This is a genomic window from Novosphingobium sp. NFX11 (assembly GCF_057376415.1).
In genome coordinates this window covers 543,073-565,885 of the sequence record NZ_CP080384.1, presented here as the reverse complement: position 1 = coordinate 565,885, position 22,813 = coordinate 543,073, and the positions used below count along the sequence as shown (strand labels likewise).

At 62.8% G+C, this 22,813-nt stretch carries 32 protein-coding genes; 29 read left to right on the top strand and 3 right to left on the bottom strand.

Annotation, left to right across the window (positions count from 1 at the left end):
• Positions 1–107: 107 nt before the first annotated feature.
• From KZO24_RS02905 to KZO24_RS02790, 24 genes are all read left to right on the top strand, one after another.
• On the top strand, positions 108–512 hold the full coding sequence (locus KZO24_RS02905; protein ID WP_486486828.1) for a hypothetical protein: 405 nt from the start codon (positions 108–110) through the stop codon (positions 510–512).
• Positions 513–757: 245 nt separating this feature from the next.
• On the top strand, positions 758–931 hold the full coding sequence (locus KZO24_RS02900; protein WP_486486827.1) for an HNH endonuclease: 174 nt from the start codon (positions 758–760) through the stop codon (positions 929–931).
• Positions 913–1,182, top strand: a complete 270-nt coding sequence (locus KZO24_RS02895) for a hypothetical protein (protein WP_486486826.1) — start codon at positions 913–915, stop codon at positions 1,180–1,182. The genes KZO24_RS02900 and KZO24_RS02895 overlap by 19 nt, the downstream gene beginning before the upstream one ends.
• Before the next feature lie 101 nt (positions 1,183–1,283).
• Positions 1,284–1,688 (top strand): hypothetical protein, encoded by a 405-nt coding sequence (locus KZO24_RS02890; protein ID WP_486486825.1) that lies wholly within the window; start codon positions 1,284–1,286, stop codon positions 1,686–1,688.
• Positions 1,689–1,943: 255 nt separating this feature from the next.
• Positions 1,944–3,545 (top strand): terminase TerL endonuclease subunit, encoded by a 1,602-nt coding sequence (locus tag KZO24_RS02885; RefSeq protein ID WP_486486824.1) that lies wholly within the window; start codon positions 1,944–1,946, stop codon positions 3,543–3,545.
• Positions 3,546–3,559: 14 nt separating this feature from the next.
• Positions 3,560–4,183 carry an HK97 family phage prohead protease gene (locus KZO24_RS02880; RefSeq protein WP_486486823.1) on the top strand — a complete coding sequence of 208 codons (624 nt, stop codon included), beginning with the start codon at positions 3,560–3,562 and terminating at the stop codon, positions 4,181–4,183.
• 4 nt (positions 4,184–4,187) lie between these two features.
• A complete protein-coding gene (locus KZO24_RS02875; protein WP_486486822.1) occupies positions 4,188–5,570 on the top strand; it encodes a phage major capsid protein in 1,383 nt (460 codons plus the stop codon).
• Between the two features lie 74 nt (positions 5,571–5,644).
• Entirely contained in the window at positions 5,645–5,941 is a 297-nt protein-coding gene (locus KZO24_RS02870; RefSeq protein ID WP_486486821.1) for a hypothetical protein, read from the top strand.
• The gene (locus KZO24_RS02865; protein ID WP_486486820.1) at positions 5,934–6,128 is read left to right on the top strand and encodes a hypothetical protein; all 195 of its coding nucleotides are present in this window, start codon (positions 5,934–5,936) and stop codon (positions 6,126–6,128) included. Before KZO24_RS02870 ends, KZO24_RS02865 begins: the two co-directional genes overlap by 8 nt.
• Positions 6,128–7,510, top strand: coding sequence for a phage portal protein (locus KZO24_RS02860; RefSeq protein ID WP_486486819.1), 1,383 nt, complete (start codon positions 6,128–6,130; stop codon positions 7,508–7,510). Before KZO24_RS02865 ends, KZO24_RS02860 begins: the two co-directional genes overlap by 1 nt.
• Positions 7,503–8,645, top strand: coding sequence for a hypothetical protein (locus KZO24_RS02855; RefSeq protein WP_486486818.1), 1,143 nt, complete (start codon positions 7,503–7,505; stop codon positions 8,643–8,645). The genes KZO24_RS02860 and KZO24_RS02855 overlap by 8 nt, the downstream gene beginning before the upstream one ends.
• Positions 8,645–8,926: a head-tail connector protein gene (locus tag KZO24_RS02850; RefSeq protein WP_486486817.1), complete on the top strand. Its 282-nt coding sequence runs from the start codon at positions 8,645–8,647 to the stop codon at positions 8,924–8,926. Before KZO24_RS02855 ends, KZO24_RS02850 begins: the two co-directional genes overlap by 1 nt.
• Complete coding sequence (locus tag KZO24_RS02845) at positions 8,926–9,273, top strand: phage head completion protein (RefSeq protein ID WP_486486816.1); 348 nt, start codon at positions 8,926–8,928, stop codon at positions 9,271–9,273. The genes KZO24_RS02850 and KZO24_RS02845 overlap by 1 nt, the downstream gene beginning before the upstream one ends.
• 8 nt (positions 9,274–9,281) lie before the next feature.
• A complete protein-coding gene (locus KZO24_RS02840) occupies positions 9,282–9,683 on the top strand; it encodes an HK97-gp10 family putative phage morphogenesis protein (RefSeq protein WP_486486815.1) in 402 nt (133 codons plus the stop codon).
• 3 nt (positions 9,684–9,686) lie between these two features.
• A complete protein-coding gene (locus KZO24_RS02835; protein ID WP_486486814.1) occupies positions 9,687–9,830 on the top strand; it encodes a hypothetical protein in 144 nt (47 codons plus the stop codon).
• Entirely contained in the window at positions 9,827–10,105 is a 279-nt protein-coding gene (locus tag KZO24_RS02830) for a DUF3168 domain-containing protein (RefSeq protein ID WP_486486813.1), read from the top strand. The genes KZO24_RS02835 and KZO24_RS02830 overlap by 4 nt, the downstream gene beginning before the upstream one ends.
• A gap of 13 nt (positions 10,106–10,118) precedes the next feature.
• Positions 10,119–10,403 (top strand): hypothetical protein, encoded by a 285-nt coding sequence (locus KZO24_RS02825; RefSeq protein WP_486486812.1) that lies wholly within the window; start codon positions 10,119–10,121, stop codon positions 10,401–10,403.
• Positions 10,404–10,434: 31 nt separating this feature from the next.
• Entirely contained in the window at positions 10,435–10,866 is a 432-nt protein-coding gene (locus KZO24_RS02820; RefSeq protein ID WP_486486811.1) for a phage tail tube protein, read from the top strand.
• Positions 10,867–10,976: 110 nt separating this feature from the next.
• On the top strand, positions 10,977–11,306 hold the full coding sequence (locus KZO24_RS02815) for a hypothetical protein (protein ID WP_486486810.1): 330 nt from the start codon (positions 10,977–10,979) through the stop codon (positions 11,304–11,306).
• A 92-nt stretch (positions 11,307–11,398) separates the two neighbouring features.
• On the top strand, positions 11,399–11,578 hold the full coding sequence (locus tag KZO24_RS02810; protein ID WP_486486809.1) for a hypothetical protein: 180 nt from the start codon (positions 11,399–11,401) through the stop codon (positions 11,576–11,578).
• The gene (locus KZO24_RS02805; protein WP_486486808.1) at positions 11,575–12,855 is read left to right on the top strand and encodes a phage tail tape measure protein; all 1,281 of its coding nucleotides are present in this window, start codon (positions 11,575–11,577) and stop codon (positions 12,853–12,855) included. The genes KZO24_RS02810 and KZO24_RS02805 overlap by 4 nt, the downstream gene beginning before the upstream one ends.
• Positions 12,786–15,044: a phage tail protein gene (locus KZO24_RS02800; RefSeq protein WP_486486807.1), complete on the top strand. Its 2,259-nt coding sequence runs from the start codon at positions 12,786–12,788 to the stop codon at positions 15,042–15,044. The genes KZO24_RS02805 and KZO24_RS02800 overlap by 70 nt, the downstream gene beginning before the upstream one ends.
• Positions 15,037–15,705 carry a hypothetical protein gene (locus KZO24_RS02795; RefSeq protein WP_486486806.1) on the top strand — a complete coding sequence of 223 codons (669 nt, stop codon included), beginning with the start codon at positions 15,037–15,039 and terminating at the stop codon, positions 15,703–15,705. The genes KZO24_RS02800 and KZO24_RS02795 overlap by 8 nt, the downstream gene beginning before the upstream one ends.
• On the top strand, positions 15,702–16,277 hold the full coding sequence (locus KZO24_RS02790; RefSeq protein WP_486486805.1) for a hypothetical protein: 576 nt from the start codon (positions 15,702–15,704) through the stop codon (positions 16,275–16,277). Before KZO24_RS02795 ends, KZO24_RS02790 begins: the two co-directional genes overlap by 4 nt.
• 5 nt (positions 16,278–16,282) lie before the next feature.
• Here the strand turns inward: KZO24_RS02790 and KZO24_RS02785 are convergent, their stop codons facing one another.
• Positions 16,283–16,618 carry an NINE protein gene (locus KZO24_RS02785; RefSeq protein ID WP_486486804.1) on the bottom strand — a complete coding sequence of 112 codons (336 nt, stop codon included), beginning with the start codon at positions 16,616–16,618 and terminating at the stop codon, positions 16,283–16,285.
• Between the two features lie 53 nt (positions 16,619–16,671).
• Here KZO24_RS02785 and KZO24_RS02780 point away from each other — a divergent pair, with 53 nt between their 5' ends.
• Positions 16,672–17,064 carry a DUF6950 family protein gene (locus KZO24_RS02780; protein ID WP_486486803.1) on the top strand — a complete coding sequence of 131 codons (393 nt, stop codon included), beginning with the start codon at positions 16,672–16,674 and terminating at the stop codon, positions 17,062–17,064.
• On the opposite strand, the gene KZO24_RS02775 is transcribed toward KZO24_RS02780, so the two are convergent.
• Complete coding sequence (locus KZO24_RS02775; protein WP_486487214.1) at positions 16,993–17,319, bottom strand: hypothetical protein; 327 nt, start codon at positions 17,317–17,319, stop codon at positions 16,993–16,995. The two genes, KZO24_RS02780 and KZO24_RS02775, sit on opposite strands and share 72 nt — an antisense overlap.
• Before the next feature lie 35 nt (positions 17,320–17,354).
• Here KZO24_RS02775 and KZO24_RS02770 point away from each other — a divergent pair, with 35 nt between their 5' ends.
• Genes KZO24_RS02770 through KZO24_RS02755 form a run of 4 tightly spaced genes read left to right on the top strand, consistent with a single transcriptional unit; the run spans position 17,355 to position 22,262 of the window.
• Entirely contained in the window at positions 17,355–18,854 is a 1,500-nt protein-coding gene (locus KZO24_RS02770) for a hypothetical protein (protein WP_486486802.1), read from the top strand.
• 2 nt (positions 18,855–18,856) lie between these two features.
• Positions 18,857–19,249, top strand: coding sequence for a hyaluronate lyase N-terminal domain-containing protein (locus KZO24_RS02765; protein WP_486486801.1), 393 nt, complete (start codon positions 18,857–18,859; stop codon positions 19,247–19,249).
• Between the two features lie 18 nt (positions 19,250–19,267).
• Positions 19,268–19,654 carry a hypothetical protein gene (locus KZO24_RS02760; protein ID WP_486486800.1) on the top strand — a complete coding sequence of 129 codons (387 nt, stop codon included), beginning with the start codon at positions 19,268–19,270 and terminating at the stop codon, positions 19,652–19,654.
• Positions 19,647–22,262: a hypothetical protein gene (locus KZO24_RS02755; protein ID WP_486486799.1), complete on the top strand. Its 2,616-nt coding sequence runs from the start codon at positions 19,647–19,649 to the stop codon at positions 22,260–22,262. The genes KZO24_RS02760 and KZO24_RS02755 overlap by 8 nt, the downstream gene beginning before the upstream one ends.
• On the opposite strand, the gene KZO24_RS02750 is transcribed toward KZO24_RS02755, so the two are convergent.
• Positions 22,235–22,756: an SGNH/GDSL hydrolase family protein gene (locus KZO24_RS02750; protein ID WP_486486798.1), complete on the bottom strand. Its 522-nt coding sequence runs from the start codon at positions 22,754–22,756 to the stop codon at positions 22,235–22,237. The genes KZO24_RS02755 and KZO24_RS02750 overlap by 28 nt on opposite strands.
• Positions 22,757–22,813 lie beyond the last annotated feature (57 nt).

The following is a 22,813-nucleotide window of genomic DNA, read 5'->3' as shown; positions in this document are numbered from 1 at the left end:
TACTGGCGGCCGCGCTCAATTCAGTCGGCTATCCCGCGTGGACACCCCAGGAAACGCGCACGACGCGAGTTGGTCGCGCGCGGGTTCCGAAGGAGGTGCCTGCGCCCATGATGCCCACCATCGTCTTCGCTGAGTACGAGCGCTTGCCGATGCTCCGCGCGCTGTCTCGTATGCCTTCCCCATCATGCTCTGTGTGGGACGAAGAGATGCAGTGCCAAGTGCAGCGCGCACTTCCCAACTTCCACCTGTTCAAGCATGCAGACATGTTCCCGCGCATTGCTGATCACGCGCTCGATGCTCTTCGCTTGGCCGAGCAGCGTGGACGCCCGAGTGTTGCGGTCCCTCAGTTCGCCCCGGGTGCTGCGGTCATGTTTGCAGACGCTGGGTTTGAGGGTCTGACCGCGCGCGTGGAGCGAATGCAGGGCCGTTATGCCATCGTCGAGTTTCCCGGCTTTTCCGTGCCAGTGAAAATCGTTGCAACCAGTCTACTTCCGGCACGGTTGGCCGCTTGACGTGATGGGCATCGTTCACCTATTGTTCGGGCTTCAACGCTGCCAGGAGCAGCAAGGCGTTCGCTAGAGACTGGTTCTCCTACGCCTCACTTCACGAAAGCGCCTCGCTTTTGGGGGACGCGCGAAGCGCTTCCGATTGGAACATCATCATGGGCGAGCGGGTCAGAGGACGGCGCGGCGTGGAGATGCGCAAGCGCAGGCTTGCAAAGGAACCGCTCTGCCGCAGGTGTAAGGAGAAAGGTCTCGTGACCGAGGCCACCGTTCCCGACCACATTCAGCCGCTCGCGCTTGGCGGCACCGACACCGACGACAACATCCGTTGCCTGTGCCAGCCGTGCCACGATGAAGTTACCGCGGAACAGTTCGGTCAGCGCCAGCGGACAGCTATAGGAGATGATGGATGGCCAGCGGCGAGCTAATCTGCATTCCGGAGCGCATGTCCGTCTTCGACGATGACTTCGACGCCGATCTCGCGCACCGACTGCGGATCTCGCTCGACGGTGAAATCAGGAAGAACGTCGAATCCTACGACATTCCCGGAGGCTTCATCGTCTGCCATAAGGTCGATGCCTACGGACGAGTTGAGATCGACCTTGAAAAGCAAGAGATCGTCCGCGAAACGCTTCGCGGCGTCGTTACGGTGACGATCACGAGCGGCGAAGCGGAATAGCCGCCCCCGGGGGTAGTCTGAAAGTCAGAACCGTTCCATCCGGACACCGATGGTGACCTGAAATTTTCGCAAAACCACATTGATTTCCTGAGAGGTCCAATATGGCAACCAGGGGAGCGAAGCCGAAGGCGGCGAAGCTGCGCCTGGTCGACGGCACACATCGCAGCGCCAGGCACGGCGAAACCGACAAGGCCATCGAGGCGACGGAAGCCACGATCGCAGCGTTCGGAAAATTGAAAAAGCCCTCCTCGGTAAAAGGGCCGGCCGCCGCCGCGTGGAAGAAGTATATTGAGCCCGCCAGCTGGCTGGACGGCTCCCGCGAACCTGCCGCTGTCGCATTCTGCGAGCTGTGGAAGGAATTCACGTTTAACCCGGCCGGGTTCCCGGCGTCGAAGCACGGTCAGATGCGCGCCTACATGAGCGAGCTCGGCCTCACCGACGAGCGCAATCGCGGGGACCATGGCGGCAAGAAAAAGGACGAAGACGAGTTCTTCGGTTCCGACTGACCGCGGAACCCAATATGCCCTGGACGTCGTTGCCGGCAGGATCGTCGCTGGCCCGCACGTGCGCAATGCCTGCCGAAGGCATCTAGACGATCTCAAGTGCGGTCATGCGCGTGGTCTCACATACTCGGTCGAGAAAGCGGAACGGGTCTTCCGCTTCTTCGAGCGCAAGTTGCGGCTTAACGGCGGTCAGTTCGAGGGAAGCCGTTCAACCTTCATCCGTCGCAGGCGTTCAAGCTCGGCAACATCTTCGGATGGTTGAAGTCTGACGGAAAAAGGCGGTTCCGGCGGGCCTACATAGAGGAAGGCAAGGGCAACGGTAAGAGCCCTTTCGCCGGCGGCATCGGCCTTTATGGCATGATGGCCGACGACGAACCGGGCGCCGAAATCTACGCCGTGGCCGCCCATCGCGACCAGGCGAAAATTCTATTCAACGACGCGGTCGCGATGGTCGACCAGTCGCCGGACCTCGAGAAGCGGATCAAGCAGAGCGGCGGGCCGGGCCGCGTGTTCAACCTGGCATGGCTTGCCCGAGGCTCATTCTTCCGGCCGCTGAGCCGCAGCGCGGGCAAATCCGGCTCCGGTCTGCGCCCACATATCGGGCTTGCCGACGAGCTCCACGAGCATCCGAACCGCGACGCGGTCGAGATGATCGAGCGAGGCTTCAAATTCCGTCTGCAGCCCCTGCTACTGATGATCACGAACAGCGGAACCGACCGCAATTCGATCTGCTACGAGGAGCATGAACACGCGGTTCGGGTGGCCGCAGGCACGATGACGCCGGGCGAGGACTTCGCCTATGTCGGCGAGGTCATAGACGACACGACATTCTCGTACGTCTGCGGGCTCGACCCTGGCGATGATCCCCTCAAGGATCCGAGCTGCTGGATCAAGGCAAACCCGCTACTCGGGACGATCCTGTCATACGACTATCTCCAAGGTGTCGTTGATCAGGCCAACTCGATCCCCGGCAAGCTGAACGGAATCCTCAGGCTGCACTTCTGCATCTGGACCGATGCCGAGGCGGCCTGGATGTCGAGGGCGGTACTGGAACCCTGCCTCGCGGACTTCGATCCCGCGGAGCACCACGACAAGCAGGTAGCAATCGGGCTCGACCTTTCGCAGAACCGGGACATCACTGCCAAGGCGAGCGTGGTCGTTACCGGCAGCGTCGAGGTCGAGGTCGAGGTCAACGGCGAAAAGAAGGTGGTTTCCAAGCCCACCTACGATGCGTGGATCGAAGCGTGGACGCCGGGGGACACCGTCGCGGCCCGTGCGGTGCAGGACAAGGCGCCGTATGAGGTATGGATCAAGCAGGGTCACCTGCATGCACCTAAAGGTCAGAGCATACGGTTTGACCATGTCGCGCAGGCCCTTGCTGACGACGATCGCAACTTCGACGTTCTGGCCGTCGCATATGATCGGTACGCGTTCCGCCAGTTCGAAACCGAATGCAACGAGCTCGGCCTGAATATCCAGTTCGTCGAGCACCCTCAGGGCGGCGTGAAGAAGGGTAAGCCTACCGATCTCGATGATCGCCGAAGCGAAGGCGAGGAAAGTCGAGCCGGAGGGCTTATGGATGCCAGGCTCCGTTCGCGAGCTCGAGAGCGCAATGCTCGAAGGCAGGATCCGCCTCCGCCGCAACCCGGTGCTGATCTCGGCGATCATGAGTGCCGTCACCGAGGCGGACAAGTGGGAAAACTACTGGCTCGCCAAGGAGCGGTCCACCAACAAGATCGACGCCGCGGTCGCCCTTTGCATGGCCATCGGTGCGGCTCTGAAAGTCCCGCTCAAGCGGGAGAAGAAATACCAGGTGCTCATCTTCTGACCCGGTCGGCACCCTCCTCGTCCCCAACCTAATTGCAGGAGCGCCCATGGAAAGCCGGGCTTATTCGTTCATCGAAATCAAGGCGGTGGACGAAGAACAGCGTATCATTGAAGGCATCGCAAGCACCCCGAATCCCGACCGCGTCGGGGACGTGGTTCAGCCGATGGGCGCCGAATTCAAGCTGCCCCTGCCGTTCCTCTGGCAGCACAACCATGAGGAGCCGATCGGTCATGTGATCGAGGCCACTCCCACGGCGAAGGGTATCCGCTTCAAGGCGAAAATTGCCAAGACAGACGAACCGGGCAAGCTCAAGGAGCTGCTCGACTTCGCCTGGCAGTGCATCAAGATGAAGCTGGTCGCGGCCGTGTCCATCGGTTTCCGGCCGCTCAAGTACGCCTTCATCGCCGATGGCGGCATCGAATTTGAACAATGGGAATGGTTCGAGCTCAGCGCCGTGACCATTCCTTGCCAGGCCGATGCCACCATCAACGCGGTGAAGTCCATCGACGCCGGGCTGCGGAAGTCCGCCGGTGTACCCGACCCTGAAATTCCACGCCCCGACAAGCCTGCCGCGCTCGGCAAAGGGCATGTCGTGAAGCTGGATGCCCCTGCCCGCGCCCGGGCGACACCCTTCGTCATCAACCGCATCGTGCGGACGGGACAGGAATAATAGTATGGCCAAGTACGCAGAACAGATCGCTGCCTATGAGCAGAAGCGCGCCGCTCTCGCGGGCGCCAATGAAACCATCATGTCGAAGGCTGCCGAGGCCGGTTCGACGCTCGATGCCGCGCAGGAAGAAGAGTTCGACGGCAATCAGGCCGACATCGACGCGATCGACAAGCACCTGAAGCGCCTTCGCGCTGCAGAAGCTACCGACGCCTCCACCACCAAGACCATCGTCGGCAAGACTGCCGAGGAAGGTTCGAACTCGCGTGGCGGCGGCGGTCCCACGATCATCGTCAAGGGCGACCCGGACGAGAAGTTCGCGGGCCAGAACTACACCCGTCTGGTCATCGCCAAACTGCTGGCGCGCCTCGATGGCGAATCCGCAGCCGGCATTGCCCAGCAGCGCTGGGGCAAGAGCAACCCGCAGTTCGTCCAGGTCGTCCGTGCGGCCGTCGCTGGCGGCGGCACGGAAACCGGGGAATGGGGTGCTGAGCTCGTGCACCTCGATCGCTACACCGGCGACTTCATCGATTTCCTCTACGCGCGCACGGTGTTCGACAAGCTGCCGTTCCGCGAGGTTCCGGCGAACGTCAACATCGCGGGCCAGGACGGCGCCGCTTCGGCCTACTGGGTCGGTCAGTCGAAGTCGATCCCGGTCACCAAGGCCGACTTCATGGACATCAACCTGACCCGCCTGAAGGTTGCCGCGATCGCCGTCATCTCGAAGGATCTCCTGCGCGATGCTTCGCCGTCTGCGGAATTGCTGGTTCGCGACGCGCTCGTGAACGCTTCGGCCCAGCGCGTCGATCAAACGTTCTTCAGCAATGCGGCTGCCGTCGCGGGCGTATCTCCGGCTGGCATTCTCAATGGTCTGACCGCAGGCACCAGCGCCGGCGCGGACGTCGAGGGAGTGATCGCCGACGTGAAGGCGCTCTACGCGCCCTTCATCGCTGCGAACAACGCCGAAGGGCTGGAGTTTGTCACCACGCAGTCGCTCGCGAAGGCGCTGGGGCTGGTTCAGAACGTGATGGGCAACTTCGCCTTCCCGGGCATTTCGGCGAATGGCGGCGCGCTGCTCGGCGACAAGCTGTCCGCTGGCGGCAATGTCGGCGCCGGCGACATGATCCTCCTGAAGCCGTCCGACATCTACAAGATCGGCGATCGCGGCGTGGAGGTCTCGCTTTCCACCGAAGCGGCTATCCAGATGGCCGACAACCCCGATGGTGCGAGCGACACGCCGACCGCGAACGCGAGCGTCGTTTCTATGTTCCAGACGGAATCTGTCGCGGTGAAGGTGGTGCGTCCGCTCAACTACGCTAAGCGCCGCGCGTCGGCCGTCGCCTACATCGGTGATGCCGACTACGGCACCCCGGTCGACGAAACGCCGTAAGGCCTAGGGCCATCGGTCCCAATAGTCGGGGGCAGCGTATAGGGCGCTGTCCCCGGCACATCTGGAGAGAGCGGATGAAGCTGATCGCATCGAGGCGGATGACTTATGCCACGCGTCGCCTGAAAGCTGGCGACCTCTTCACGGCGCGCAATCCCAAGCATGCCCGTATCCTGGTCGCCGCCAAGCGAGCCGCGTACGGGAAGGATGTGCCAGCGGAGCCCACCCCGGCGCCGAGCGGCACGGACGGCTTTCCGACGGAGATCACCAATCTTCGCGCCCTCTACCAGCAGGAGATCGGCACTCGCCCTTACATGGGATGGGACGCCGCGACGCTGATCGTGAAGATCAAGGAAAAGCGCGCCGGTGCATGATGGCACGCATCGACTGACCGAGCAGGAGCGGGACGTCGTGATGAAGCTTGTCGCGGCCTGGAACGCCTACATCCTGCTTCCGCAGGAACATGCCGACGACAACGCCGAATTTCGCCTCGCGATACACGCAGCACAGACGCAGATCCTGGCACGCCCGGGCCGGCGCGAGATCAACGGAGAGACCTGATGCGCCTCTTCGGAATGAACATCGGCCGCAAGGCCGCGCCTGATCGCAGCTTGTCGGGCGTGGACAACCGCGGCTGGTGGCCGATCATACTGGAGACGTTTGCTGGCGCATGGCAGCAGGATGTCGAGGTCAAGGCAGCGAACGTCGTTGCCCATCACGCCGTTTTCTCATGCCAGACGCTGATCGCCTCCGATATCGCCAAGCTACGCTGCAAGCTGGTTGCCCAGGATGAGGATGGCATCTGGTCCGAGGTCAGAAACCCCGCCTACTCTCCCGTCCTGCGCAAGCCCAACCACTTCCAGACCCGTATCCAGTTCTTCGAGACATGGGTTCTCAGCAAGCTGCAGTCGGGGAACACCTACGTCCTGAAAGAGAGGGACAACCGGGGTGTCGTAAAGGCGCTCTATATCCTCAACCCGGACCGGGCCAAGCCGCTCGTCTCGGAGAGCGGCGCGGTCTATTACGAGCTCTTCACGGATCACCTGTCCGGCGTGCCCGAGCAGATTATCGTGCCTGCCCGAGACATCATCCACGACCGCTTCAACTGCTTGTTTCATCCGCTGGTCGGCCTTTCACCGATCTTCGCGAATGGCCTCGCCGCAACACAGGGCTTGTCGGCTCAGAATGCGAGCACCCGGCTGTTCCAGAACGGTGCCCGACCTAGCGGCGTGTTGAGCGCCCCAGGCGAAATCAGCGACGATACAGCAAAGCGTGCGAAGGATTACTGGGATAAGAATTTCAACGGCGCGAACGCTGGCAAGGTCGCTGTTCTTGGCGACGGTCTGAAGTTCGAGCAGCTGACCATGAAATCCGTCGATGCCCAGGTCGTCGAGACGTTGAAGTGGTCCGCCGAGGTAGTGTGCTCGACCTATCACGTCCCCCCGTACAAGGTCGGGATTGGTGCGCAACCGACCTACAACAACGTTCAGGCTCTCAACACAGAGTATTATTCGCAATGTCTGCAGGTGCTTATTGAGGCAATGGAGCTGTGCCTTGATGAGGGGCTTGGCACCGGAGAAGTGTTGGGCACGGAATTCGACGTCGACAATCTGCTGCGCATGGACAGCGTGACGCAGATGCAGGTGCTCAAGGAGAGTGCCGGCATTCTCAAAATCAATGAGATGCGCGCCAAACTGGACAGGAAGCCCACCGAAGGCGGCGACGCTGTCTACCTGCAACAGCAGAATTACAGCCTTGCCGCACTCGCTAAGCGCGATGCTCAGGACGATCCCTTCGGAAAATCCGCATCATCGGCGGCTTCCGCCTCGCCGGATGCTCCGGCTGGGAGTGAGGCAAACGACAATCAGGCGGAGCTCCAGGCACTGGCCTTGAGCGGCGCGATCCGCAAAGCGCTGCGGGAGAAGAGGACTGCTGATGCTTGATATGGCGGTTCTTGCCGGCGAAATCGCTGCGATCGTCGCAGACGAGGTGGCTCTCGCCATCGCGCCTCATGTTGCCGAGAACAAGGCACTGCGGGCGCGCATCGACGTCCTCGAGGCGCGCGATGTCGCGAACGAAGTCACCTCGAAGCTCACCGTCATGCTGGATGACCGCATTTCGGCGTTGCCACCATCGGCTGACGCGGCAGAAGTGAGGCAGCTTATCGCCACTGCAGTTGCCGCTCTGCCGCCCGCAAAGGATGGCGACAGCCTCGATGCGGAGGCGGTCCGGGTGATAGTCTCGGAGACGGTTGCTGCCCTCCCCGTCCCTCAGGACGGTAAGTCCGTCGACATGGCGGAGGTTGAGCAGATGGTGACCGCTGCAGTTGCCGCCATCCCGCCCGCAAAGGACGGCGAGAGCATCGATCCTGAGGAGGTCCGGGCGATGGTGTCGGAAGCCGTTGCCGCCCTCCCCGTCCCTCAGGATGGCAAGTCGATCGACATGGTCGAGGTCGAGCAGATGGTGGCTACAGCCGTCGCCGCAATCCCACCCGCAAAGGATGGCGAGAGCGTCGATCCGGTCGTGGTGCGCGCCATGGTCGATGAGCAGGTTGCGGCTTCGGTCGCCGCGCTGCCGCCGGCCGTGCAAGGCAAGGATGCGGACATGGACGCCGCGTTCGCTCGCATCGATGCGGAACTGCAACGCGCGGTGACGGCCCTTCCCGTCGCGAAGGACGGTGCGGGTATCGCCGATCTGCTCATCGACCGGGATGGCGCGCTGGTCGCGACCTTTACGGACGGCCGCATGAAGAACCTCGGCACCGTGGTTGGCAAGGACGGTGACCCCGGCACTACTTTCACCCTCGATGACTTCGACATCGTGCAATACGAGGACGGCCGAACCCTGAAGCTGGGCTTCACCAAGGGCGAAGTCATGCACTCTTTCGAGGTCGGCTTCCCCGTCATCCTCGACCGCGGCGTCTACACCGCCGAGCGAGCCTACGAGCAAGGCGACGCTGTGACCTGGGGCGGCTCTCTCTGGATCGCCCAGCGCGCCACCAGCGCAAAGCCCGACACGGCCGACAGCGGCTGGCGCCTCGCGGTGAAGAAAGGCCGCGACGGGAAGGACAAGGCCTGATGATCGCGCTGATCTCACTTGCAGATGCGAAGCGACACCTCAAGGTCGATAGCGACGACGATGACGTGGATGTGGCCGACAAGGCCCTCCTCGCCACCGCACTGATCGTAGATTACCTGAAGCAGCCGGATAACGAATGGACGCTTGAGACGGTCCCGTTCGTGGTGAAGGCCGCGATCTTGCTGATGCTCGGCCAGTTGTACGTCGATCGCGAGAACGCCACGATTTCCACTGCCATCAAGAACATCCTCGGACGTTCTCGCGATCCGGCCCTCGCCTGATGCACCGAACTCCCGCTGGCGCGTTCGACCGCCGCATTTCCATCTGGCGCTCCGAGCTCGTGGACGATGGCACCGCCACCGTCCCCGGAGAGCCTGCCGAGATTGGTAAGCGTTGGGCCAAGAAGTCCGACATAAGCGACGGCGAGCGCATGCGTGCGGGCGAGAACGCGCAAGATCTCACGACCCGCTGGACCGTCCGCTCCGACAGCCTGACGCGCACCATCACCGGCGGCGACGCTCTGCGGCACAAGGGCGTGGTTTACGAGGTGACGGGCACGAAAGAGGGCCGCGAGCGAGAAGACGAGATCGAGATCACCACCGCCTCACGGCCGGATGCACGCTCATGAAGCCGACGATGAAGCTCGTGGTCTCAAAGAACCTCAGAAGCAACCTGCAGGCCATGGGCAAGGCGCTCACGCGCAAGACGCTGACGCCGATCCTGCGTGAGAACCTTCAACCCTTGGCAGAGGATATGCGCGATCATGCGGCGCGCGGATCAGGGGAGATGGCCACCAGCGTCCGTGTGACTAACCGCCTTTCGAAGACGCAGCGCTCCAAGCTCGAGCGCATCGCGCCGATCGAGATGTACGTGGGGCCCGGGCCACTGCCGCAGGTGATCCAGGAAGAGTTCGGCAATTTCCGCCAGTCTCCCCGGCCGTTCATTCGCCCTGCATTCGATCGCGGCGCCGACAAGGCCATGCTGGGCATTGCCGAGGATGGGGTGAAGGCGATCCTCGGCGCGGTCAAAAAGGACTGACCCATGGAAGAGGCGCTGCGGGATCTGCTGCTGGGAACGGCGGCCCTCACTGACATGGTCGTTCGCCGCGTCGATTGGGGGTGCGGCCACAGGGCGATGCCCTTCCAGCTATCACGCTCGAGCGCATTTCTGGCGACGTCCAGATGAACTCGAATGCACCGAGCGGCTGGGAAGTGGATCGCGTCCAGATCGAGTGCTGGGGAAGAACCTACAAGGCGGCGAAAGACGCCGCTCTGGTGCTCGCCAGCCCGGGCGGCCCCTCTACACCGGTCGGCGTGCTTGTCGGCTACCGCGGCGAGCGGCTGGGCCTGCGTTTGCGCACTTTCATCGTCGGCCGCCGGTCGGATTCCGACAGCGACAGCAAAGGCCCCGTTCACCGTTCCAGCATCGACGTGGTCGTCTGGAGCAACTCCTACCTCTGACGGGAGAAAACCCATGTGGATCGTCATCATCAGCCCCTTCATCGACAAGCAAGCCGAAGATCCCAAGGACGCTGAAGTTCCGGCGGGCAAGAAGATGAACGTCACTGCAGATCGCGGTCGGGAACTGATCGACCTCGGCCTGGCGGAAGCCAGCGATACCGACGCGCCGAAGGGCAACAACCCAACGCCCGAGGCTGCGCCCACGAACGCTGCCGCCCTTGGCAGTGACCCCATCGCGCCCGGCAGCTCCGGGCCGGTCGACGGCCATCCGGTCGCCGAAGACACCCCCGACGACTGACCCAGGCGCTGCGCCTGATTAGGAGGCTATAATGGCAGAAACCAACGCGGCGACCGACATCGGTCTGCTGACCACCTTCGGCAAAGGCCCCAGCGGCGTGGGCTATGTCCCGTTCGCAGAGGCGACCGAGATCAACCCGCCCGAATCGGCGCGCGATAGCGTGCAGTTCACCCATCACGGCAGCCCGGACGCTCATCACGAGTTCAAGCCCGGCCTGACCGATGGCGGCGAAGTCAGCATCGTCTACAACCTGGTGCCAGGTTTGTACGACGACGCCGTGATCGCGACGCACCTCGCATCGCGCATCGTCGAGCCCTGGTGCATCGTGTTTCCGAACGGCGCAGCGCTCAACTTCCGCGGTTTTGCTACGGCGCATGGCCGCGCAACGCCGCTCGATGACCGCATGACCGGCTCTGTGACCTTCAAGGTCACCGGCAAGCCTGTCCTGACCCCGGCTGCCTGATTATGACGGCTGCGAATACGCATCGGGGCCGCCTTGGGTTCGATCTACCCTTCGAAGGCGAAGCGGAGCCACGCCGCTACGTCTTCGCCTTCTCCACGAACGCGCTGTGCGTGCTGGAGGAGGAATTCGGGCTCGACAATATCAGCGAGCTCCAGGCCATCCTCGGCGAGAAGCCGTCGCTCCGCAATATCCGCAAATTGTTCCGCATCGGCCTGACCGACTGCCACCCCGACATGACCGACATGGAGGCAGGTGAGATCATCGACGCAATGGGCGGCCTCGAACCGTCGCTGGAGATGATCATGCGCGCCCTGACCACTGCCTTCCCGGAGGCGGCCAAGGGCGGCAACGCGGACCCTCAGCAGGCGGCGCCGAAAGCGCCGAGCGGCCGTGGGACTGGGCGGAACTCCACGTCAGCTGGTGCCAGGCGGAAGACCTAGACCCGGTTCAATACTGGTCTCTCACCCCGCGCGAGGTGGCCCGCGTCTTCGAAGGGAAGGCGCGGGCCGCTCGGCTGCGACACGACGAACGCATGGAAGCGGCATGGACAACGGCCATGCTCGGCCGTGTCAAAAAGCCGGTCCCTCTCAAAAACCTGCTGTCGCCGCCTGAACGCAAGCCAAAGCGTCAAAGCTGGCAAACGATGTACGCTGCGTGCGCCTATTGGGCGGGCTCGGCTGGTGAAATCTTGCCGGAAGGACAACCTGCATGAATACGGCAGTCGTCGGCGCCGCACGTGTTGTGTTTGGCGCTGACACCTCGGATTTTGATGCGGGTGCGAAGGGCGTCGAGGGTATCCTCGGCCGCCTGATCGAGCGCTTTGAGAATGTGGAGAGCAGGCTGAAGCGCATCGGGACCGGCATCACGCTGGGCATCACCGTCCCCTTCGCCGCAATGGTGAAGTCGATCGACAAGGGTGCCGGTTCCTTCGAAGGCCAGATGAACAAGGTCCGAGCGGCGCTCATGGACGCTTCGCCCGAGCAGATCGATGCCCTTGCGGCGGCGGCCCGGAAGATGGGCCCCGCTGTCGGCGTCGGCGCGACAGAGGCGGCCGGGGCCATTGATGCACTGGCGCGCGCGGGCGTGTCCGCCGCAGACATTCTCGGCGGCGCGCTCGATGCCACGCTCAAGCTGTCGGCAGCAGGTATGACCGACGCGGAATCGTCCGCCGCGCTCGTCACCGATGTGATGGGTCAGTTCGGAAAGACAGCTGGCGATCTGCCGGCCGTCATGACGAACATCGTTGGCGCCTTGGACGCGTCCAAGATGGGCTTCGATGATTTCCGGCTGGCCGTAGGTCAAGGCGGCGCCATTGCCGCCGCGTCCGGCGTCAGCTTCGAGGACTTCTCGACTGCCATTGCCGCGACCAGCACCATGTTCGCGAGCGGCGCCGACGCGGGCACGTCCTTCAAAACTTACATCCAGACGCTGACGGGGAAGAGCAAAGAGGCGCAGAAGGCGCTGAGCAAGCTCGGCATCTCGTTCTACGATCAGACCGGTGCGCTGAAGCCCCTCAACGAACAAGCCCAGATCCTGCAGGACGCACTTGGCGGTCTGACCGACAAGAGCAAGCAGGACGCGCTGACACCCATCTTCGGCGCTGACGCTGCGCGCACCGCGATCGGTCTGATGAACCAGGGGCGGGAGGGATTCGAGAAGTACCGCGACGCCGTTGCCAACGGCGATGTCAGCGGCAAGATCGACGTGATGATGCAAGGCTCGGAAGCCGCCGGGAAGCGGATCTCCGCTGCATGGGAAGCCGTCAAGATTTCCCTCGGGCTCGATACCGGCCTGCTCAAGTTCACGACCGCCCTGAAGAACGGCTTCGCGAATATGCTGGAAGCCATCGCCAATGCGCCCGCATCGGTCAAAAGGTGGGCGCTGCCTTCGCAGCTTTTGGCGCTGCGCTCGGACCGCTCATGGTTGTCATTGGCCATGTGGGCGCGCTCCTGCTCGCGAATTTTGCAGCGTCGAAGTTCGGCCTCATAGGCCGCGCGATCGCGCTGATCATCGCGCCTATCTCGACGGTCATCGGTCTGTTGGGCGAGATGGGCCTTGCCCGCGTACTGACGATGATCGGCGGGCGCTTGCTCGCCTTCATGGGGCCGGTGGGGCTCGCGATCAGCGCTCTGCTACTGTTCAAAGACCAGATTGCTGTTGCTTTGTCCGCGGTGTGGGCCAGCATGACGGAAACGCTCGGCCCTCCGGTGCAGGCCCTGTTCGCGAAGCTGACGGACCTGTTCGCGAAGCTGTCCGGCGGTCCTATCGGATCGGCCATTGAAGGCATCATTTCCCTTCTGTCCGGCTTGAAGGATGTTGTCGGTACTGTCCTGGTGGGCGCCATTGTCCTTGCTGGCGAAGCGATCGAACGTTTGCTTGCGGGCAGCATCGCCGCGTTTTCGGGTGTCGTGGACATCATCAGCGGTGTGGTCGATGTCGTCAGCGCGCTCCTGAGCGGCGACTTTTCCGGTGCATGGGAGGCAGCGGCGCGCGTCGTCGAGGCCGTTTACGACACGATTGTCAACGTGATTTCGGCACTGGTGCCGGAAATCAGTGCCCCGCTGCAGCAAGCGTGGACCGCCGCGAAGAAGTGGCTGGCTGACGGCTTCCAGACGATCGTCGGGTGGTTCACGGGCGCCGTGCAGTCCGGCGTCAACTTCGTGTCCAACGCCTTTCCCAACGTGGTGGCGGCAGCGAAGGGCGTCTATCAGGGCGTGAAGGCATGGCTGGTCGACAAGTTCGGCGGCCTGATGACCTGGATCGGTAACGCCGCGAAGTGGATCGGCGACAAGTATGCTGCGCTCCAGGAGCGGCTGGGCCTCGGCAGCAGCGCCAACGACAATACCGGTGCGCCTCCGGCAAAGCCTGCGACTGGAGCGGAACCGGCCCCCGCACCCAAGAAAACCGTGAACTTTGACGATGATCCGTCCTCGAAGAAGAAGGGCGGGGGCTCGAAGGGGCGGAACACGACGTATGATGCTGGCAACCGCCAGCAGCTGCAGGATGACCTCGAGCTTGAGGCTGCGCGGCTGCGCGGTGATATCGAAGCTGAGCGCGCGATCCGCACGCGGCTGGAGCTTAGCAAGCAGATCGAGGCTTACCAGCGCACCGGCCTGTCGCTTGAAGCCGCCACCACGGCGGCCAAGCGCGACATGGCAACGCTCGAGGCCGCCCGCCGCGAAGGTTTGGCGAAGGATCTTGAGCGTGACGAGGCGGCTCATCAGATCGACCTGGCACGGATTACTGAGAACCGGTCGCTAGAGGAGACGCTGCAGCGCCAGCAGGATCTGAAGGCGGCCATTGCGGGCTTCCAGCGCGATGGCCTGTCGATCGAGGAGGCCACCGCCCGCGCGCTTCGGCAGCAACTCGACGTCGACCAAGCCCGCGCGGAGATCCGTGCTCGGCTGCTCGCCGAGGACGAGCAGGACCGACAGCTTGAACTCGCGAAAGCGCGCGGCGATAGCGACGAACGCATCCGGCAACTCCAGCGCGAAGTGGATATTCGCAAGCGCATCCGGCAGCTGCAGCGCGATGATGCCGACTTGGGCGATCAGGACGCGCTCGACAAGGCATCTCGCGAGTGGGACGAGATGGAGAAGGCCCGTCAGACGGGCGTGTTCCGCGACACGTTCAAGTCCGGCGTGCGCGCTGCTCTCGATGGCGATCTTGGCGGCTGGCTCAAGAACTGGTGGCGAGACCGTGTTGCGAAGGGGATGGAGGAGGCCCTTAACAGCCTCGCCGACCTCATCTCACAGCTGTTCTCGAAAATTGGCAGTTCTGGCGGCGGCGGCGGTATCCTGGGCGCGATCACCAGCGTGGTGGGAAGCGTGTTTGGAGGCGGATCGACCCTCAGCAGCAACTCTTCGGCATCGTCCGCTGCGCAGGGCATCGACTGGAACAATCTCCCAGGCTTCAAGACGGGCGGCTCGTTCCGGGTGGGCGGTAACCCGGGCATCGACAGGAACGTCGTCTCGTTCCGGGCCACCGCTGGCGAGATCGTCGATATTCAGAAGCCGGGCAATGACAACGGCGGGTCGGGCGGAGTGACCGTGAATCAGGAAATCACCTTCAGCGGTGCGATGGATCTCGCCACAAAGGAGGAAGCGATCCGCTTCGCTGATGCGGGTCGCCAAGCGGCCATCAACGCTATCAACGAGGCAAACCGCCGCCGTGGCTGAGATCGCATGGCCCAAGGGTCTTTTCCCGTACAAGACGGCATTCTACCTGCGCCCCCACATCGGCGGGCAACAGAGCCCCCTTACGCGCACGAGAAAGGTCTATGGTCTGTCGGCGCCGATGTGGATCGCCAAGCTGACCTTTCGCGCCGGCTTCGGTTACGAAGGGTCAACTGGCCCCAATGCCGACGACCCGGCGTTTTTCGCGGCTCGCCTCGATGCGTTCATCGCGGAGATGGAGGGCGGGCTCCACAGCGTCCGCATCCACGACTTCCGCCGCCCTCGTCCGCAGAACTTCCGCTCGGCCTACCAGATGCCAACCGTTGACGCGGCGGCGGCGGGGGCGTCGTCTATCGTGGTTCGCAAGCCCGCTAAAGCCATCGGCCCATCGATCGGGGACTACATCGGCGGGGACGGCCGCCCTCATATTGTCACAGGCCTGTCGACCGGCGACGCAATGATTTCCGTCACACCGCCCAGCGGCGCGATCACGGTGAACTTCAAGCCTCCGCTCGGCGCGCCGATCGCGGCGGGATCTGCCCTGCAGTGCGTGGAGGTATCCGCCCCGTTCCGCCTGGTCTCAGGTGATGACGCGGGACAGAATGAAGGCGAGCACGGCAGCCCCATTGAGTACGTGCTGGAATTCGAGGAGGTGTTGCCATGAGCCGCGATCTGGCCCCGCCGCTTCAGGCCGAAATTGAGAAGCCGGAACTTCGACCGTTTCTTGGCGTGCACATCGATCTGCCGGATCCTGTGTTCGCTGTCACCGGCAACGCCACGATCACGTACAACGGTAAAATCTGGTCTGCGATCGGCGGCCTTGGGCAGATTGACATGGTCGGAGAGGGCACCGATGGATCGGCGGTAGGCGCGAAGGCGACGCTCTATCAAGTCCCCTCGGAGTTCCGTGATGACATTGCGGACCAAGCGACGCGCGGCAGTCTCTTCGAAATTTTCGTCGGGGCTCTGGATGCAAGCTATCGCAACGTCATCGGCTTCAAGAGCATCTGGAAAGGGCGGCTCGATACCTACGAGATCGTCGATGCCGGGGACACGATCACCGTGACGGCGGGCGGCGAAAGCCGGATGCGCGATCAACGGCGACCGGCTATCCGCCGCTTCACGGACTGGTGGCAGCAGCGCCGGTATCCGGGCGACCGCGCGTTCGAATATGTCACTCGCATGGTCGAGGTGCCGATCCTGTGGGCTAAAGCCCGACAGGATGCGGTCCTATGAGCGGGTTAGCCGTATTTTTCAGCGAATGCTTCGTCGCTCATCGTGAGATAAATGATGAATTCTATGAAGGCGACGACCGCTGGAATGAAGGTCCAGAAGAAGATCAGGTAAAGGAACCCAGCGGCCACGCGCCCGAGGTAAAATTTGTGGGCGCCGAACCCGCCGAGAAAAAATGCCAGCAGCGCTGCTGCGATGCGGCTCTTATTGCCTTGAGCGCTCGTACCGGATTGCCGCGCGCCGCAATGCGGACAGCTTCCGGCCGAAATATGGAGGGGCGCCGCGCACCCCGAGCAGAACTTACGCTGAGAAATATCCAGCCCCGAATCAATATGAGTTGCCATATGTCCCCCTATTTAAAGGGATACGTAAATTTTCTTATTGGCGAAGTCGAGCGATGCTGAACCCAGATTGGCAGCATCATTGCGGAGACTACTGGCGCGCGCACGTGCTCGCGGAGACGGGACGGGACATCTGCGACCTCGTCGGGCCGTCGCCGCGGCGCACCGCCGACTGGGTCGCGATGATGCGACGGTTGGGCGTGAGGGACATGGCAGGGGTGGTAAGCGCTGTACACGGCGCTGCGATCCCATACCGTCAGGCCAGGCGAGGCGACATCGTCCAGCGTGGCTGGGCTATCGGCATATGCGTCGGTGATCGCGCAAAGTTCTACGGCGGAGATTTCACGCCGATGCGCGACGTCGATGGTGCTTGGCCTTTACAGGCAACCCTCGATGCTTCGGCGCAGTCGTCCAGGAACCTTCGTCCGGACCTCTATTTTCGTCGGTGACCCCTCCACCACCATCATTGCCAACACGATCACGCCGGACACGTCGCTGACGATCCTTGTCTGTCCTTCACCGGCAGGTGAGACACTTGGGACACTCATCCAACTCACGGCAGGGACGAGGCAGGATATCGCTTCAGGCGCTGTTTTCGTCGTTTGAAATGTCGCTTTAGGCGACCGCGCCTCTTTCTCCGGGAGCTTGGCGGCGGTCGCTCCGACCAGCAGCAGAGCAATCCCGATCTGCCTGCAAATCTTCATCTTACCCTCCAAATCTCACGCAAGATGGAGACTATATGGGCAAAGTCGTCAAGGCGATCGCCATCATTGCCGTTGCCGTCGCGATTGCCTACTTCGCGCCCCAGATTTCCGCAGCTCTTGTCTCGGCTGGCCTTTCAGCCACAACCGCCGCAGCAATCACCTCTGCTGTCGTGGCAACAGCAATTTCCGCAGGTGTTTCCGCCGGGATGTCGTTGCTGGCCGGAAAGCCCGCGTCGGCTGGCCCTTCAATGTTCCGGCAGTCAATCTCGAACAGCTTCATCATCTACGGTAAGCGCCGCGTGGGCGGCCTGATGATCTTCTTCCACCCGCGCGGGAAGCGTGATCGGTACTTCGTGATTGCCGTCGCTGGGCACCAGTGCAAAGGCGTGACGCGCTGGTGGCTTGGAGATGAGGTCGTCACCGTCAACGGCGCTGGCATGGTCACCAGCGGGAAGTACGCCAACAATGCATGGCTCTGGTTCTACCGGGGCACCCCTGACCAGGTCGCGCACCCGACGTTCGTCGCGGAAACGGACGGCAAGTGGACCACTGCGCATCGGGGCCGGGATACTGCGCTGATCTACGCCAAGTTCCATTTGACGAACGACATCGTGCAGGCGGGCATGCCGAACATCACCGCCGAGGTCGAAGGCAAGGACGACATCCTTGATCCGCGCACCGAAGCGCAGGGCTACACCCGCAATGCCAGCCTTGTCTTCTACGACTGGATGCGGACCCCGCGCGAGGAAGGCGGATTCGGATGTTACGATGATGAGATCGACTGGGATTGGGTCGCCGCTCAGGCCGGAGTGAGCGACGAGATGGTGACCACACCTGCGGGGCTCGAGCGCCGTTACGAGTTCGATAGCTACATCCAGACGGGCGCGGCCCCAAGCGAGGTCCGCGACACGTTCGTCACCTGCTGCGCGGGCAAATTCACGTACAGCGGAGGCAAGATGCTGATGCGTCCAGGCTACTATGTGCCGGTGTCCGCCACGCTGGAGGAACGCGACCTTGCTGGCCCGATCACGGTCCCGGCACTGCTCGAAGGTGACCAGATCGGCAATCAGGTCACCGGAACTTACGTGGAGCCGCAGGCCTATCAGCCGGCAGATGTTCCCACCCGAGAGATCCCGGCCGCCGACGTTCGGCAACTCTCGTACGACCTGCCGCACATCACCTCGCACTATCGCGGGCAAAGGATCCTGGAATACTACCTGCGCAAGTCTCTCGCCGAGCGCCGGGTGACGTGGCCGATGAACATCATGGGCATCGCGATTTCGACCCTCGATACTGTGCAGCTCGCCACGAGCCGATACGGCCTCAGCAACTATGCATTTCAGGTCAACAGTTGGGGGCTAAGCCAGGATTTCTCGGTTGGCCTTCAATTGGAGGAGCACGGCCCGGAACTGTTCGAGTTCGATCCCGAATCCTACCATGAGCCTGATGATGCAGGGCAGCTGGCGGAAGCAGAGCCGATCGACGACAACGACGAAGTCGTTCTGGATGGCGGCGACGCCACTACGGAAGCCTGACGATGGCCACGGTCCGATTTCAGCTTCGCGGCGACACCGCTGCCAACTGGGCGAGTATCAATCCTATCCTCAAGGCCAAAGAGCCAGCCCTCGAAACCGACACGATGCTGGTGAAGTACGGCGACGGTACAAGCGCATGGAATGACCTTCCCTACGCCGCGCTGAACCTGCCGGCGGTCCTTGCTGCTTACGCCGATGGCGAGATGCCCAGTTCATTCACGCTCTCGATCATTGCCAGCCCAGACCAGACCGCGTGGCGCGCGGCCATTGCCGCGCAGCAAGCCGACGACGCCCTAACAGAGCTTGCAGGCGTGACCCCTATTGCTGACGGCGCACACACGGTCGGCGGCATCACCATCACGACGGCCAAGGGCCTGATCGTGAACATCGCTTAATCCACCACAGGAAACACGATGGAAGCTCAGAATGTATCGCTCGCCGGGATACTCGGCGACGACATCAAGCATGTGCTCGCGGTTGTCGGGTTCGATCTGACGAGTGTGGCGATCACTTTCGAGATCGCTGCTGGCCCCGAGCAACCTGCGATCATCACCGGCGCCGGCACTCTACTCGACGTCGATACTGACGACGACGGTGTTGCCACGTCGCTAATCCAAGTTTTCGCCTCGGCGGCGTCGGTGCGCTCCGGGATTACGTCGGTTGGCGGCCTACCCGGCAACGAGCCTGTGACGCTCTTCTACCAGCTCAGGTTCAGCAGTCTGCCGGGCGACGCGGGCACTGCCGCCCTAACCACCATCCTCTACGGCAACTATGTGATGAAGGGCGAAGTGAATGGCTGACATTGAACTGGATTTCGTCGGCCCCGGCGCCCGTCTGGCGCTGGCCGCCGCGAAGCGGGCTGAAGGCGCTGCCGGTGGCGTGATTGGTGATCTGGAGGGCCTGGTTGAAGCGGCGGAAGGGGCGGCAATCCAAACCGCCGGAGATGTGGTGAAGGTTCGCGCATCTCAAGGTATTGAAGCCACCGGCCGCCCTTCGATTACAGATACCAGCAACACCACTTCGGCATCGGGCCTGTTCATCTTCGCGAACCCGGTGGCGCATTCCGGCATCGCCCATACCTTGCTCGTCCGCAAGGGTGGGAGCGGATCTGCAACGTATAGCGCCGGGCGCTTCCGAGCGACCAGCACGGTGGGGCAGTTTGAGCAGGTTCCGGACACTCCCTGGACGGACGTTACGATCACCGGCCCTGCATCGCTCAACGCAGCGATTGCGATGTATCGCGCCCGTGGGGAGTACCTTGCCCTATCCGTTCCAACGGGTTCGGTAGGCCCATCGATCAACACGTCACTTCCCGGCGACAGCGGTGGATACTACTACCACAGCACGCCCCGTCCGGTGGGCGCCTTCGTCCCGTCAGGAGGGCTGCAGACCGGCATCCAGCTGCAATTCGGCATTCTCGCCGACTTCAGCTTGGCCTACGGCGACGCCATCGCCGCGCTGACGCCTTCGATCGGCGCAGCCGCTGGGACGGCGGGTGCGGCCAATACCCTTGCCATCGCCAATGCGGCGAAGATCACGACGTTGACCGAACTGGATACTTCAGTGGCGGTGAACAGGACCCAGACGACCTACACGAACTTCTCCACCGGCGCGCCGTCCTGCAAAATCTGGGCTCCGGGTTTCCTTGGCAGCGAGGCCGAAGACGGTGCGCCGATCGCGGCGTTGACTGGCGCAGTGCACCGCCCGGCCGGGGCGGTGAGTTTCGAGGCGCAGCTTTACCGGCGAGCATCCACTAAGCTGACGGTACCCGACGGTGCCGACACGCTCTTGTGGCCGACCCCGGTCGTGGTCGATGCCGCAGCGATCCCATCGGGCACGTACGGCGAGGTTAGGTTCCCCTCTCCGGTCGAAGTCGTCAATTCGCACGCGAATGGCTACTACATGTGCATCCGCGCAAGGGATAGCGGCGGGGCCTCCATTGACTTCGGCGGCGGCAGCTCCGGTAGCGGAGCTGCCTACAACCAGTTGCAGCGTGGCTTCTTCATGGAGCCGGCTGGTCTGAACTGGCAGTCTGTCGGCGCCACTCAGTCGCTCGCGATCCGGGTTGAAACCGCCTCAATGAAAATCAAGGCGAGCGTGCTGCCGGATGATATTGGCGGCGCAAATCTCCCGAGTAAGAAACGGGCCTTGCTGCTCATGCTCGGCCGAGCAGAATACACGCTCGACAACGGCCCGCTCTACACCCATCGGCGCGTGTTCGCGCTTCCGGCGAACGCGAAGCGGGTGACCCGCGTGATCTTCGCCCATGCAACGACTACGGCGCAGACCATCACCCGTGCAGCGATTGCGCCGCTCGCCTCTGCGGCGAACTTCGCCGCATCGGGGGCCAGTTGGACCACGCTGTCCTTCGCCGGCGGCGCCAGCGGCGTGATGCCTGCAGCGCCGGGAGCACAGCGGTTTGGATATCTGGCATCCCTTCGGAATCCGGTCCAACTGCTTCCGCGTACAGACGTGGTCGGGGCGGCAAAGCTCGTCGTGGTCTCGGCGTACATGGGCGGTGGCGGTTCCCCGATCTTGCTGGGCAGTGCCGGCGACACCGACGACTATCGGACCAACTGGGAGGCCCGCAGCGACTTCCCGATGGTCATGCGCCGGATGGCGGGAGATTGCGTCACCACCCCGGCGAATTTCACGTCGACTACCAACCTGCGCGCCGGAACGCCGATCGCTGGCCTTGAGATCGAATGCGACGATGGCGAGTTGATGACAGTCGGCGCCGTTGGCGACAGCAACACCAACGGCGCCGGCACGGCCGTCAGCGGGGTTCAACAGCTCGGCCTCGGTTGGGTCGAGCTTATGGCCTACACACTCAACACGAAGCGTCGCGGCGTTACGCCGGTTATGCTTGGTTGGTCGGGCAAGCAAATGCCCAGTATTGGCGACATTGCGGCGGACTTTTATGCGTTCGTCAAAGCTCAGGCACTGCCCGTGCCGAACATGTTCTTCACGCCAAACGCCTCGCCGAACTCTATGATCGCGCCGCTTACGACCGCGCAAATGACACCGCAGCGGGCCGTTGCGGACACGATCATCTCGACCGTGTTGGGAAGTGGCGGGCAGGCTTTGTGCTGGCCTGTGCTGCCGGTCAATCCGACCGTTACTCCTCCACAGAAGGAGTTCGGCGCCACGGACATCGTTCGGCGCAATTATAACGACGCGGACAGCGCGGAAGCGATTGCCGGGAACGGCGTCACTCAACCCAACTTCGCGGCTGCTGTTTCCGGCGGGCTCGATGCCAACGGGCAGGAGATACTGAACCCCGATCTTGAGGATGACGGTATTCACCTGAATGTGGCTGGTCGCGCTGTCCTGGCCGCAATCGCAATCCGCGCCGTCAGGAAGGTGATGCCCTCCGCAGGCTATGCTGTTGGGGAGGTGGTGACGTGAGCGCCCGCCGGCGAGCACGCCACGCTGTCGAGCGCCTTATGCCACGGCAGATATCCTGCGGCATTCGGATGCACTCCGTCATCCGTCATGGAGTTCGGCAATCGACCGTCTGCGCCAGCCATGCTCTTCCACGTCTCGCCGACCGGCAAGCCCCACGCATGGATTTGTTGGTTATGCTCGGCGATCAGAGCCGGATTGAACAACGCGGCCTTGTCGAACTTCCCTGCCGGAGGAATGTCCAACAGGGTCACCCGCGCACCGGTAGATTTCGCGATAGCAATGAGCTCTTGGTAGCTGCGATCGAAGTCTGCAGGCTCCGTCGGATCGGCGAAACGGCTATCGTTGGTCCCGACGGCAATGATGAACTGGTCAGGCTTAACCGTCTTTGCGAGGTCGCGAGCCAGGCCGATAAGCTGCCCCGCCTGTGCGCCAGATACGCCCGCATTGAGGGCCTGTTGGCCGCAAACGTCGTTCAAGAGCGAGAGTTCGGTCATGCTATCACCCAGCACGACTACCTTCCAATCCCGCTGCTTCGCCTGCGAGAGAATCGC